Origin of the sequence: uncultured Fibrobacter sp. (genome assembly GCF_947166265.1) — a bacterium.
Lineage (GTDB): Bacteria > Fibrobacterota > Fibrobacteria > Fibrobacterales > Fibrobacteraceae > Fibrobacter.
On record NZ_CAMVDO010000049.1, the window covers coordinates 1 to 13,198 of the forward strand.

Annotated in this window: 10 protein-coding genes and 1 pseudogene; 3 read left to right on the top strand and 8 right to left on the bottom strand. The window is 52.0% G+C overall.

The features are described from left to right. The first annotated feature begins 303 nt into the window (after positions 1–303). The 3 genes from Q0W37_RS14040 (at position 304) to Q0W37_RS14050 (ending at position 3,629) form a co-directional block, all read left to right on the top strand. Positions 304–1,629, top strand: coding sequence for a hypothetical protein (locus Q0W37_RS14040; protein WP_297702182.1), 1,326 nt, complete (start codon positions 304–306; stop codon positions 1,627–1,629). Positions 1,630–1,645: 16 nt separating this feature from the next. Beyond that, positions 1,646–2,308 carry a hypothetical protein gene (locus Q0W37_RS14045; RefSeq protein ID WP_297702183.1) on the top strand — a complete coding sequence of 221 codons (663 nt, stop codon included), beginning with the start codon at positions 1,646–1,648 and terminating at the stop codon, positions 2,306–2,308. A 76-nt stretch (positions 2,309–2,384) separates the two neighbouring features. Further along, positions 2,385–3,629, top strand: a complete 1,245-nt coding sequence (locus Q0W37_RS14050) for a nucleoside recognition domain-containing protein (RefSeq protein WP_297702184.1) — start codon at positions 2,385–2,387, stop codon at positions 3,627–3,629. A gap of 143 nt (positions 3,630–3,772) precedes the next feature. Here the strand turns inward: Q0W37_RS14050 and ftsE are convergent, their stop codons facing one another. The 8 genes and pseudogenes from ftsE to rfbD form a co-directional block, all read right to left on the bottom strand. Beyond that, complete coding sequence (gene ftsE, locus Q0W37_RS14055) at positions 3,773–4,462, bottom strand: cell division ATP-binding protein FtsE (protein WP_297702185.1); 690 nt, start codon at positions 4,460–4,462, stop codon at positions 3,773–3,775. A 9-nt stretch (positions 4,463–4,471) separates the two neighbouring features. Beyond that, positions 4,472–5,767 carry a peptidylprolyl isomerase gene (locus Q0W37_RS14060; protein WP_297702186.1) on the bottom strand — a complete coding sequence of 432 codons (1,296 nt, stop codon included), beginning with the start codon at positions 5,765–5,767 and terminating at the stop codon, positions 4,472–4,474. Next, positions 5,767–6,588 carry a hypothetical protein gene (locus tag Q0W37_RS14065; RefSeq protein WP_297702187.1) on the bottom strand — a complete coding sequence of 274 codons (822 nt, stop codon included), beginning with the start codon at positions 6,586–6,588 and terminating at the stop codon, positions 5,767–5,769. Before Q0W37_RS14065 ends, Q0W37_RS14060 begins: the two co-directional genes overlap by 1 nt. Positions 6,589–6,654: 66 nt before the next feature. Continuing rightward, positions 6,655–7,431 (bottom strand): hypothetical protein, encoded by a 777-nt coding sequence (locus tag Q0W37_RS14070; protein ID WP_297702188.1) that lies wholly within the window; start codon positions 7,429–7,431, stop codon positions 6,655–6,657. Further along, positions 7,428–7,865 (bottom strand): hypothetical protein, encoded by a 438-nt coding sequence (locus Q0W37_RS14075; RefSeq protein ID WP_297702189.1) that lies wholly within the window; start codon positions 7,863–7,865, stop codon positions 7,428–7,430. Before Q0W37_RS14075 ends, Q0W37_RS14070 begins: the two co-directional genes overlap by 4 nt. A gap of 157 nt (positions 7,866–8,022) precedes the next feature. After that, positions 8,023–11,904, bottom strand: a pseudogene (gene hrpA / locus Q0W37_RS14080) (ATP-dependent RNA helicase HrpA); the annotation flags it as partial. 126 nt (positions 11,905–12,030) lie between these two features. Then, positions 12,031–12,171 carry a hypothetical protein gene (locus Q0W37_RS14085; RefSeq protein ID WP_297702190.1) on the bottom strand — a complete coding sequence of 47 codons (141 nt, stop codon included), beginning with the start codon at positions 12,169–12,171 and terminating at the stop codon, positions 12,031–12,033. A gap of 2 nt (positions 12,172–12,173) precedes the next feature. Continuing rightward, on the bottom strand, positions 12,174–13,088 hold the full coding sequence (gene rfbD / locus Q0W37_RS14090) for a dTDP-4-dehydrorhamnose reductase (RefSeq protein WP_297702191.1): 915 nt from the start codon (positions 13,086–13,088) through the stop codon (positions 12,174–12,176). Positions 13,089–13,198 lie beyond the last annotated feature (110 nt).

A 13,198-nucleotide genomic window follows, 5' to 3' on the forward strand; every position in this document is an offset into this window, starting at 1 on the left:
GACGGCTCGCTCAAGATTCCTGAAGTGCTGCGTCCGTACATGGGTGGGCTTGAGTTTATCAAACCGAAAGCCTAGCCATGTAGTGAGGATTTTTCGCAAGAAAAATCCGAGTGCGAGGTTTCGCAAGAAACCTTGCCCGCTCATCGGGGTGGTATGGAAAAGGTCGAGCCAAAGAAATAAGTTCTCTTATTCAAAAAAATCAAATAAACTTTTCCAACAGTTTATGCTTCGAGAAATAAGGCTCGAAGCATTTTTTATTATATTTCGTTCATAAATAATTTTTCACCCTTATAGGAGAAACACATGAATATCAAGCTCATTTCCGTTGCAGCAGCACTCGCTGTTTCTGCAGCTGTCGCTCAGGACTATGACGACGAATACGAAGAAGAAGCTCCGGCCGCAGCTGCCGAAAGCGCCCAGGAAGAAGAGGATGAAGCTCCGGCTGCTCCCGCTCCGGCACCGGCTGCACCTGCTATCGAAGATGAACGCGAAGAAGCCCCTGTTGCAGCAGTAGAAAGCGCTCCGGCAGAAGCTCCGAGCGGCGCCCTGAGCGTTCTCCACGGAAACGCCTACAACATGGTCGGTAACGAAGCCGCAGCCGCTACCATCGGTGGCGACATGGACGCGGTCTACAAGATGGCTGGCCGCAAGCTCATTTACGTTGAACCGTCCGACCAGTACGGTGCCCTCTCCCTCGCAAGCGGCAGCATGACTTACTTGCTCGCCTTCGACAACAGCGAAAAGCTCGGCATGCTCACTGCCGGTATCGCTACCAAGGGCTTCGGTATCGCTGTGGACGTCGCTCTCGACAAGAGATTCTATTCCAACGAACAGAAGGCCGCAAACTTCAAGTCTACCGCAGACACGACCACGACAGGCCGTGGCGACTATCTCGCAGCACGCGTCGGCGTGCTCCTTGGCGGTATGGACCTCACCGCTCGCGTTTCCTGGCTGACCTACAAGGACGAAAACGACTGGGAAAACGACAACGGCAATGCTAAGACGGAACACGACGAAGACTGGTGGAACCTCGGTGCAAGAGTCGCCCTTTCTAACGGTCCTTCTGCAAAGTCCCTCGCCTGGTCTGCAGGCCTTGCCTTCGCACGCCACTCCGACTGGACCAAGGATACTCAGGGCAACACCAGCGTTGAAGTGACCGGCGAAAATGCCTACACCCATATCGAACCGTTCTTCAACCTCGGTCTTCCGGTTATCACGGCTGCAAACGCCAACGTGTTTGTCGGTTTGAACACCTTTGTTCCTATTCGCATCTATGATGAAATCAAGGAAGGCACTGGCGAAGCTACCAAGAAGAACAACCGCAATGCTTTCGGCCTTATCACCAGCCCGAACATCTTGGGTGAAATGGCTCTGACCGAAAACTGGATTGTGTTCGGTGGTGCTAACTACGCATGGAACGTGTTTACCCGCGAAGGCAAGACCATTGAACAGGGTGCCGCCGAAGACAACACTTCTATCATCACGATGAAGACGGGTAGCACTTATGCAAACGCCGGTCTCCGTTTCCAGTATCAGAACTTCACTGCAGAAGCATCCGTTGCAGACGAACTGGACAGCCAATCTTGGTCTGGTCTCGTTGGTCATCTCGGCGTGTTCCTGACGTTCTAATTTTCCGAGGCGTCTCATGAACAAAGTAATCAAGTTTGCTTTAGCAGCAGGAACGCTTGCCTTGGTCGCTTGTTCCGGCGAAGGATCGGCGGATGCCGACATTCAGCACCTGGATTATACTCCGGTAAAAGAAACGAAATCCGCTGACGAAGACAAGGCATTCTGCCAAGTCCAAGAAGAAGACAAAATCTACGTATGCTTTGAAATCCCGGAATCTAGAAAGGATTTGTGCGACGCCAATGAACAAACATCGGTTGTTTCTAGCTGTCCTGAGGCTCCCGTAGCCGAATGCACCGTCGCAGACCAAACCGTATTCATCTACGATTCCAAGGTAACCTGCGAAGATATCGAAGAAAAATACGAAGAGCTCGACTTGGACGAAGAACAAGACTTGGATGAAGAATCCGACGATGAAGATTCTGCTGAAGAGCCTATTTCTAGCAAAACACCGAGTTGCTCTGTTACTAGCGATGAAACTTCTGTTACTCAGACCGCTACTCTTCTTGGTTATACCAATAAGACCACTTGGAAGATTGATGGTGACAACATCGTTATATCTTATGACCCGGCTCCGGCTGAAGGTGAAAACGGCTTTACCTACCCGGCATCGGGTCTGACGGTTGAAGACCTGAAGGACCAAGCAGAGCAATCCTGCAAACTCATGGCAGAGATGTACTAATCATTTCTACTTCGAAATCGATTTGGGGAAGTCCGGCAATTAGCCGGGCTTTCTTTTTTATTGCTATTTTTTTCTTATGGTTTTAAATATTATCTGGCTTATATTCTTCTTTGGCGCATTTGTCGCCTGCATGGTCCAATGGCTCGCCTTCGGCGACTCCGGCATTTTCAACAAGGCAATCCTCGGCGCATTCGATATGTCGAAAACGGCTTTCGAAATTGCGATTGGACTCACCGGCATTCTCTCGCTCTGGCTTGGCATCATGAAAATCGGCGAGAAAGCGGGAGCGGTGCAGCTTCTTGCAAAAATCGTCTCGCCCTTGTTCAGCAGACTCTTCCCCGAAATTCCGAAGAACCACCCGGTCGTGGGAACAATGCTCATGAACATCAGCGCGAACATGCTCGGGCTCGACAACGCAGCCACCCCGATGGGCCTCCAGGCAATGAAGCAGTTGCAGGAGCTCAATCCCAACGAAGACAAGACGGTCGCAAGCAACTCGCAGATTATGTTCCTCGTGCTGAACGCAAGCGGACTCACGCTCATCCCGGTGAGCATCATGACGTACCGCGCCCAGATGGGAGCAGCAAATCCAAGTGACGTTTTCCTGCCCATTCTTCTTTCCACATTCTTCAGCACCATCGCGGGCATCGTCGTACTCAGCTTTTTCCAGAAGGTCAAGCTCAAGGACCCCGTAACAGTCGCCTGGCTCGGCGGGCTTTCCGCCTGCGTCATCGCCCTCATGGTTTACTTCAGCCACCTAACTGCCGAAGCTCTCGGAACGACGAGTCTGTTTATCAGCGGTCTCCTCCTGTTCGGACTGATCGTCGTTTTCATGGGACTTGCCGTCTATAAAAAGGTGCAGGCCTACGAAGCCTTTGTCGAAGGCGCAAAAGAAGGCTTCCACACGGCAGTGATGGTTATCCCCTACCTGGTCGCAATCCTCGTGGGTGTCGCCGTATTCCGTGCAAGCGGGGCCATGGACCTCGTGATGAACGGAATATCAGCACTTCTTGCTTGTTTTGGAATTGGTAACGACGTGGTTCCGGCACTCCCCACCGCGTTCATGAAGCCCTTAAGTGGCGGTGGTGCACGCGGCATGATGATCGATGCAATGAAGACCTTCGGTGCAGACAGTTTCGCCGGTCGCCTCAGCTGCATGTTCCAAGGCGCAACCGACACCACGTTCTACATTATCGCCGTCTATTTCGGTTCTGTAGGAATCAAGAAGACACGCCATGCCCTCACCTGCGCCCTGATATCCGACGCGGTAGGCATCATCTCAGCGATTGCCATCGCCTACATGTTCTTCCCACCCATGTAGGGTGCCTCTGGCTCCCAAGTCATTCTCGACCGAAGAGAGGGCGGACAGCACTTGGCAAGTGGACGCCTTAGTGCGCATGGTCCTCGAAGGGGAGAATCCAATGCTGGATCCCGTCGCTACGCTCCAGGATGACAATTCTGAAGTTAAATCAAGTCCCTGTTCAACAATTCGCCGTGGTCCAGCACCAAACGGCGGAAGGGACTGTTCAAATAGAAATCAGGGTTATGCGTCGCCATCACCACGGTCGTTCCGCGGGCGTTGATTTCCTTGAAAATCTTGAAGACCTCTTCAGCGTTTTTCGGGTCCAAGTTACCGGTCGGTTCGTCAGCCAAGAGTAAGTACGGATTGTGCACCATCGCACGTGCGATCGCCACGCGTTGCTGTTCACCGCCCGAAAGCGTGTACGGCATTGCAAAGCGCTTCTGGCTGATTCCTACAAGAGCAAGAGCATCGAACACGGCCGCATTGATTTGCTTGCTTGGAGTTCCCACAATGCGAAGCGCTAACGCCACGTTCTCGAAAACGTTTCGATCCGGCAGCAGCTTAAAATCCTGAAAGATAATGCCCATCTTGCGGCGAAGTGCCTGAATCTTACGGTCCGGCGTATTCTTGCTGTCGTACAGACAGTCGCCAGTAAACTTCACCATCACCTGGCCGCCACGTTCTTCGTCGGGACGTTCGTCCATATAAATCAGTTTCAGGAGCGTCGACTTACCGGCACCGGAATGCCCCGTCAAGAAAACGAATTCACCCTTATGGATACGCAACGTCACATTGGAAAGCGCTTTCCAATTATCCTCGTAAGATTTCGTGACGTGGTTAAAGTGAATCATTGCAGATCGCTACTCCGTCATGCGAATTTCAATATGGACTTCTTCGCGCCACTTTTTCACGAGAGCCTCGAGCTTTTGATTTTCGAGATGCGTTGCCGCCATCTGTTCAATCTTGGCATAGTCCTCTTCCAAGTTCAGATCGCGGGTCTGGCGTGAATCATCGAGGCGGAACAGGTGGTAAGAACCATCGATCAGCACCGGTTCAGAGATTTCGCCCACATTCAAGTTCGCCACCGGCTCCACGTACGCAGGTTCCATTTCGTTACGCTGGAACCAGCCCAGGCGGCCACCGGCAAAGTTGCTGGACTTGTCTTCACTGAACTTTTTCGCGGCAGCAGAGAAATCTTCCATCGTCTTGACATTCTTTTGCAAGGAATCGGCACGAGCCAAAACCGCTGCGGAATCAGCCGCCGTCGGAATCGTACGGAGCAGAATCTGAGCCGAACGGACACCGTCTTCCTTACGGCCTAGAACGCGGGGAATATGCCAACCCAGTTTCGTCTTTACCGGGTTCGCGGAATACTGGCCGTTTTTCAGCAAGTCGAGAGCGCGTTCAAAGACAGGGTCCAGCTGACCGCGCTTAAAGTAACCGAGGTCGCCCCCCTTCGCGGCAGAAGTATCCTGCGAGTGGGCCTTCGCCAAAAGTTCAAAGCTCATCCCCAAGTTCAGCGTATCAATCAGGGAGTCGGCAATCAGCTTCACCGAATCCACAATCGCCTGGTTCGGTTCGATCGGTAACTGGATGTGGCTCAACAGCACGCAGTTGAACTGCTGCGGAATCGAATCCTTGTATTCGGCAAAGAACGCATCCACTTCCTTTTTCGTCGGAGTAATCGTCCCGATATGGCGTTGACGGACGCGGCTCATTTCAATATGGCCACGAATCTGCTTTGCCAGCTGGTCGCGGTACTGCGCCATGCTGATACCAAGCTGAGCGCGAATCGCCTTTTCAAGAGTCGCAAGGTTCGTATTCTGGCTAGCCGCAAGCTGCGACAAGTGGGCGTTCACACGCTGATCCACTTCGGCATCTGTCACCACGATGGAGTCGCGATCGATTCGGCTGAGCAAGACCTTTTCGTCAATCAGCTGGTCCAGCACATACTTGCGCTGGTCCGCTTCCGACATGGCGTTTCCTTCGGGAGTTTCCTGATAGCGGTACAGGGCATTCAAAAATTCCGAACGCATAATCGGCTTACCGTCCACGACGGCAGCAACGCCTTCCATCAGCACCGGTTCAGCCAGTGCAAGCGAGGCAAAAACACTCATCACAAAAGTCAAACGATTCATCATAGCCGGAAACTTCATTACTTTTCCTTTTCGCTAAAAACATTCATCTGCGAAAAAATCGGGCGAGCCTTTTTCCATTCTTTCTTGAGACGCGAAAGCACCGTCTTCTGGTGTTCCACCCAGGCACGTGCAGCGACATCGTCTGCCACTTCGGCATACGGCAGCACATCGGCGGAGTCCAGTCTTTCGACAACCACAGCCATCTTGAGAGCGCCGCCACAGACCTTCATCACCGAAAGCGCTCCGAGCGTAACATCCTTAATAGACGGAATCATGCAGCTATCGGGAGTCACTGTCGCCGAATCAAAAGTTTCGATCCGCTTCACCAGCCAATATTGTGCCGGCAGAGAATCGTAAACCAGTTTCTTATGACCTTTGTAGTACTGATCCGCAGACTGCCAATCCTTAAAATAGAGGAGTGCGCCTTTGACCATCGTGCGTCCGCGCAAGAAAAACTCCGGATGCGTCTGGTAGTAGTCCAACTTTTCCGCATCGCCCACCATCATGGTATCGGCAAAATTCTGCAAGAAATGATCCACGGTCATCTTGCGTTCGGTGCGTCTGATTTGTTCCTGCAGGTTTTCATCTTTCAGCACCCCACTTGCAACCGCTTCCTGGTAAATGGTCTCTTCGTCAATCCAGTGTTCCAGAAACGAGAGCTTTTCTCGGTTTTCCCAGGAATCCCACTCCGGTGCAATACGGCGGATTTCCGATTCGCGAAGCTTCGCCTCGCCTACCGAAACCACAACGGGATCATCCTTGGAAAAAGGGACATCACAACCCGTCAACACCACGAGTACACACAAGCCAAGCAACAAAGAACGAAAAACAAAATTCATCGAGGCTAAATTTAGAAAATTTGTAGCCCGCAGCCCATAAAAAAGAGGACTTTCAATCGCCAAACTCTACTTTCGGACAACCTTAATTACAAGACCGAACGACTTGGTATTGAGGCCAGCATCGTCAACCGGCATATTTTTGCCCTTGTATTCGTCGCCATCCTCGTTATTAAACGAAAGAACCGTCTTGAACGCAACACCCACAAAGAAATGTTCCGAAAATTCCCAGAGGTACCCCAGCTCAAAGCGGAACGTCATTTCCCAGTCTTCGTAATCCATTCCGTATTTCTTTTCGGCCTTGTCCTGCCCGTACAAGTACGTCGGTCCGAACGAGAATCCCGCAAAGGTGCCGTTCAAGAAAGAATACGTCGACGTCGAATCAAAAACCAGGTTAAACGGAAAGAAAACCGAGCCGAAACCTAAATAGTACCGGAGTCTGGAATCCCGTTCCAAGAATTCTTCCTTGTCGCGCGAATAGTACTTGTATCGGTAATCACCTTTGGCCAAGAACAGGTCGTTATCAAGAAATACGCCCCAAAACCGGAACAGGTAGGCACCCGCGCGAAAGCCCACATTGTACGTTCGACCTTCGAATTTGATGATATTGTAATGAAGGTCCTCGTCATAGACCATTTCATCTTTTTCCAGGTCATGGTAATAGTTGATTACGGACGCGGTTTGGTTCTTTGAAGTCGAAGTCATCGCGCCGCCGCTGATTTCAAAATAAGGCGAAAAGAAATCAGAAAGCGTATGACGCTTACGCGGAGGAGATTTTTCCGAAGAATAGACGCTCGCATCTGCCACGCACAACAGACAAAGTATCAGCAAAGCGATGCGTTTCATCTATCAACGACTCCGTCAACTTTAAGCACAGCGAAATTCACGAACTTGCCACAGGAAGTATCTTCGGGCGACAGGAACTTCTGCAATTTAAAAGACTTGCTCAAAGTTTTTTTGTGCTCATCGACTTCCCTAAAATAGTACGACCTCGACTCCGCAGAATCCACCTCCGCCCAATAAGACGGAAGCTCAATCTCACGTCCGTCGCAATAAAAAGCGAGGCGTACTTCCAGTTCATTTTCCTTTTCCAAATCCAGCGAGTCATAATCCTCGCGGTAGATGGCCTTCGATGTATCCAAACTGCCACTACAGTCCCTATATAAAAGGGAATCCTTCAAATAGACCTGCATTTCGAGTGAATCGACACCGGACGGTTTTACGGCATACAAATTAATGGATTTCGGCGGAACAACCCACCAGTCCGGATCGCAGCTCATACCACACAGGCATAGCGCAAGCATCAACAAAAGCCCCATAAAGGGAAGACGAACCCACCTCACTAACATACGTATAAAATAAACAATATCAAAAACGATGTCAAGTAAAAAGGACTTAACCCGCCCACCACAATCAACAACAAACGATTATAAGCGCCTATAACCGTCCAAATCGGCCCTTGAGTTTTGCCAAGGCATCATTTTCGATGACTTCTTCGGAATCGTCGCCCTTTCGCTTGAACCTCAGGATTTCGAATTCTTCTAGCAAGGCGGATGCCTGCAAATAGAGTTCCGGGTATTCGGCATCGTCGCCCTGCATACGCTCCATTTTCGAAAGGAGTTCCCGAGCCTTTTTCAGCTCATGTTCCTTCATGAAACGGGCCTTGAGGAAGGGGCGGAACTTTTCGCGGAGCGTGCGCACCGATAGTTCGGGGCTTAAGGGAGCCTTTTCTCGGGATTGGTTCGGTGCGCTCGCACCCATCAACTCGCCCAAAGTGCAGAGTCTTTCGAATAAAGTCGTATCCTTATCTTCGGAATAGAGGGCAGCAATCTTTGCAATCGAAATTCCTGCAGCGGCCACCGCATCGCGAGCATGATCCTCGCCCTGACGCACCGCGACAGAAAATTCACGAAGTACATCCCAGAACTTGACAAACGCCTCTGCACCGAGCAGGGCCGACTCGTAAGTTGCACGCACCAGGGCGAGACGCACTTCATCATCTTCGCTACGCGTCTTTGCGGCGAGGTTCTTGAAATCGTTGATTTTCTTGCCTCGGGAAAATTCCAGTCCCGAAAAACGCACGCAGCGGTTCGCATCCAGTTTATCCGCGGCAAGCGACTTAAGCACCCAAGCCTTCAGGGCCGTCTTGAACCCATCGGCGTAAAGGCCTCCAGTTTCCAGCAGATTCAGGCGATCTGTAATGAGCGTATCAGATTCAGCAGAAACTTCGATGCGCTTTCGGAAAGCTTGCCAGAACGCAGATTCCGCCGGAGTCATCAGCGCTGATTCGCCGAGCCGCCAGCCAAACCGCATATTGTCTAACGCAAAGTCAATACCGAACGTCACCACGACAGGGCGCACCGCGGCAAACAAGCCAAAGCTCCCCCATTCTGGATTCAATTCGACCGAAAATTTTTCCGGGAAGCCCTGCTTGAAAATCTTGGCATGCAAGCGCAGGTGATTTTCTTTTTCGGGAGTCACCGTCGGGATGTCGCAATCAAGCTGTTTCATGCCTGCAAAAACTTCATAGAGGCTCAACAGAGGCGCCTTGTGCGGATTCTCCTTCAGCTTGTCACAGAAGGCATCGTCAATAAACGTGCGACGATTTTCAAGTTGCTTCTTGGCAGCCTTGGGCATTTCGCGAATGATGGACTCCGCCATCCACTCACGCCACTGATGAATCGAAAGTGCAAGTTTCGCAGGCGTCAGCTGCGGGAGCAAATCGTAAGGCAACTCCAGCGTAATACCGTCGTATTCCTTGGTCGCATCGAAAACCATCTCGCCATTAACCATGCGGCAAGAACCGTCGAGACCTTCGATACGGAACTGTTCGATGCTCCCCCCAAGAGTAGGTTCAGGAGCCTTGGCGGCTTTTTTCAGCTTATTTTTATTGTCGAGGAAATCACCTAGAGATTGCTTCGCACCACCGGTGTTCGCAATGACACCATCTACGGCACTTTCATTCTGTTCCAGCCAGAACTTGGCATCAAATTTCAGGAACTGGTCGGTATGTTCGCGAATGTAGTCCTTGAGCGTCTTGATGGAATTTACGCTATGGGCGATGCGCACATAGTAATCCACCAACGCATCTTCGCTCGGGGCAAGTCCAAACATTCGCTTACGCGCTTCAAGAGCATGCAAATCTTCAACGACACGTTCGTTATGCGTCATAAAGGCGAACGGACGTGCCATCTGGCCAAGCACCACAGCCTCGCGCCAGAAAATTTCGGCACACTCGTCAGGGTTCACACGAGCATAGTCCACGCGGTGTCCACGGCTAATCACAAGTCCCCTGAAACTTACTTCTTCTACCGCTTCTACGAATCCGCGTTCCTGGTTCCACATCGGCGAATACCAGCGGCGAGTGCAGAAGGGTTCCGCCACCTGCATAATCCATTCGGGCTTGATTTCGGCGGATTTATTGAGGAAAATGCGGCTCGTTTCGCGGACTTCAGCACTAAAGAGCCATTCCACACTCTTGCCGTACAAATCGCTACCGGGGAATACGTGCGTTTCGCGGCCGCTCACCAGTCGGTAGCAGCCATTTTCGATATCGCGGCGGGCTACACCTCCGAGGAACCCCGAAAGGAGCGCAATGTGCAGGTTGTCGCCGTGGAAAGAATCCAGCGGACACACTCGATTTTCGAATTTCACGTCGAGAATGCGGCTGAACTGTTCGTACAAGTCGATCCATTCGCGGCAACGCAAAAAATGGAAACTGAACTTGTCGCAGAACTTGCGCAATTTGTTCCAGGACTTGCCATCCCATTCTGCGCAGAAGGCGTTCCACATGCTAATGTAAGTCAAGAAATCGCTCTTGTGACCCGCAAACTTGCGATGTAGCTGACGGATGCGGGTGCGCTCCGGCTCCTCCCCGGGAACCACACGCGGATCCTGGATGCTCAGGGCAGAACAGACAATCAGCGCGGGCTGTAGGACTCCCGCCTCGCGCGCCCGCAAAAGCACCGCCGAAAGCGCCACGTCCATCGGGAGCCGCGTCATTTCGCGGCCAAGTTTAGTCACATGGCCGCTGCTGTTGTCCGCCGTCAAGGCGCCAAGTTCAAAAAGTGTCTTGTAGGCGCCACGGAAAGCCGAATGTGGCGGCGACTGCAAAAACGGGAAATTTTCAAGTTCAAGCCCCAGGCTACGCAGCTGAAGCACCACGTTCGCGAGATTACTGCGCCGGATTTCCGGCTCCGTAAACTCGTCCCGTTTCTCAAAATCTTCTGGTGAATAGAGTCGAATGCAAACGCCAGGCTTCACGCGCCCCGCACGCCCTGTGCGCTGCCGGGCACTCGCCTTCGAAATATCCTCGACAGGCAGCCCCTGGATTCTGGACTGCGCATTGTACCGCGAGATGCGGGCCGTTCCCGTATCCACCACGTAGGCGATTCCCGGAATGGTCAACGACGTTTCAGCAATATTGGTTGCCAGCACCACGCGGGTCTTTCCCGTATGCTTAAAGATGCGGCGCTGTTCATCGGGACTCATGCGTCCGTAAAGCGGCAAGATATCGAATGACGCCGAGTCAAGTTCATGCGCCAATTCACCCGCCAAATCCTGGATGTCGCGTTCCGTCGGTAAAAAGCAAAGCAGATGATCGCGGTGTCGCGTTTCCAAGTCAAGAATCGCATCGCGCGCTTCATCGAGCAGCCCCGAATCGCCCTTACCGCTGGTATCGAGGGCAGCCCGCATCGTCGAACCGCCACCGAAAAAATACTCAACCTCGACCGGATAAGTTCTTCCCTCGGCTTCGAGCACGCAGCTGTTTTCGTAGAATTCCTCGAAAAGCTTCGCATCCAGCGTCGCGGAGGCCACAATCAGCTTGAATTCGGGGCGCGCCTGTAAAACCGTCTTGAAAATGCCCAACAGGATATCGATATTCAGCGAACGTTCGTGCGCTTCGTCAATCACCACCGCCGAATACTGGCGGAAAAGCCTGTCGCGGCGGAATTCCTGCAGCAGGATACCGTCGGTCATCACCTTGATGGGGGCGTCACTCTGTCCCTGCTCCCAGAAACGGATCTTGGTGCTAACAAGCGTTTCGTCCTTCAGCTCTTCGCGCAAGCGATCCGCAATCGAGATCGCCGCCAAACGCCTCGGCTCCGTCACACCAATCTTGAACTCGGTCTGGGACTTCGCAAACCATTCCAGCAAAAACTTCGGCAGCTGCGTCGACTTTCCGGAACCGGTGTCTGCCTTGACAATCACCACCTGGTGTTTTTCAAGCAACTCAAAAAATTCTTCCCGATGTTCAACAACGGGAAGGTCTGGGTAGGTGATTTTCAAGTTGGTTATTTGCATTCTGGTTATGAGGGCGTAGCTACGCTGCTTTCGGCTATGGGCTCGGTCGCCAAAGGCTCCCTTTGAGGTTTAAAATAATTTCTGTATGATTCGCACAGAGCGAAGCGACCCCATCGCCCAAAGCGACTGTAAGGAGCGCACTCACTCTTTTATATGTCCGCACTTGTCACAGGTGAGTTTGTAACTGTTATCGGGATCGACAACCATCACGCCGTCACATTCCGGCACCTCGCACGGGAGTTCTCCCGGCATGACTTCGCGGTACGTCTGCTTTTCGGCCATCTTTATTCTCCGATTTCCTTGAGGTAACGAGCAAGAGCGTCCTGCCAAGTCGGAAGCGGCTTGAATCCGTTTTCCACCAACTTACTCTTGTCGAGGCGACTGTTGAACGGGCGTGCCGCCTTGCTTAAGCCATATTCCGCAGTCGTTACGGGAACAACCTTTGTGGAAAGCCCCGCCTGCTTGTAGATTTCACAGGTAAAGTCATACCAGCTAATGAATCCACCCTCGTTTGTCGCATGGTAGTAACCGTACTTTTCGGTTTCGTTCATGTCAATCAGCAATCGGGAAAGGTCGAGCGTATAAGTCGGCGTGCCAATCTGGTCGTTCACCACGCGCACGGTATCGTGTGTTTTACCCACATTGAGCATCGTCTTGATGAAATTCTTGCCATTCAAGCCGAACACCCACGCAATTCGAACAATAAAGTATTTGGACAAGGTGTTTGCCACCGCAAGTTCGCCTTCGAGCTTCGTCTGACCGTAAACGTTCAGAGGCTTGTAATCCTTGCAATCCGGTTTCCAGGGTTCCGTTCCCTGGCCGTTAAACACGTAGTCGGTGCTGATGTAGGTCATCTTGCAACCGAGGCGCTTGCAGGCATCGGCAATATTCTGCGTACCGCCAGCATTTACCGCACGGACCTTCGCCACGTTCGCATCATCTTCGGCCATATCGACTGCAGTCCATGCGGCGCAATGAATCACGGCGTCAGGCTTGATTTCACTCAGGGCCTTGTCAACCGCAACAGAATCCGTAATGTCAAGCTGCACGTAAGGCATTGTTGTCACGGCAGAACCGTCGGCCACGCCACTGTATGCCGGAGCCATATCGGAGCCCACGCCCGTGTGTCCGCGCTTAGCAAGTTCGTTCATTACATCGTGACCGAGCTGGCCACCTACACCTGTCACAAAAAATTTCATTGTAAAACCTCTAAAGTACAATATAGCAAAAGAGACCGCGAATTAATCGCGGTCTTCTTTAATGGCGCGTAGCGCGTGGATTACTTCACGCTGGCGGTCAGCAGTTTTGT

Bases quoted from the DNA above. Each gene is read 5' to 3' on its own strand.
- Q0W37_RS14040 (WP_297702182.1), top strand. From the start codon at position 304: ATGAATATCAAGCTCATTTCCGTTGCAGCAGCACTCGCTGTTTCTGCA.
- Q0W37_RS14045 (WP_297702183.1), top strand. From the start codon at position 1,646: ATGAACAAAGTAATCAAGTTTGCTTTAGCAGCAGGAACGCTTGCCTTG.
- Q0W37_RS14050 (WP_297702184.1), top strand. From the start codon at position 2,385: ATGGTTTTAAATATTATCTGGCTTATATTCTTCTTTGGCGCATTTGTC.
- ftsE (WP_297702185.1), bottom strand. From the start codon at position 4,462: ATGATTCACTTTAACCACGTCACGAAATCTTACGAGGATAATTGGAAA.
- Q0W37_RS14060 (WP_297702186.1), bottom strand. From the start codon at position 5,767: ATGAAGTTTCCGGCTATGATGAATCGTTTGACTTTTGTGATGAGTGTT.
- Q0W37_RS14065 (WP_297702187.1), bottom strand. From the start codon at position 6,588: ATGAATTTTGTTTTTCGTTCTTTGTTGCTTGGCTTGTGTGTACTCGTG.
- Q0W37_RS14070 (WP_297702188.1), bottom strand. From the start codon at position 7,431: ATGAAACGCATCGCTTTGCTGATACTTTGTCTGTTGTGCGTGGCAGAT.
- Q0W37_RS14075 (WP_297702189.1), bottom strand. From the start codon at position 7,865: ATGAGCTGCGATCCGGACTGGTGGGTTGTTCCGCCGAAATCCATTAAT.
- Q0W37_RS14085 (WP_297702190.1), bottom strand. From the start codon at position 12,171: ATGGCCGAAAAGCAGACGTACCGCGAAGTCATGCCGGGAGAACTCCCG.
- rfbD (WP_297702191.1), bottom strand. From the start codon at position 13,088: ATGAAATTTTTTGTGACAGGTGTAGGTGGCCAGCTCGGTCACGATGTA.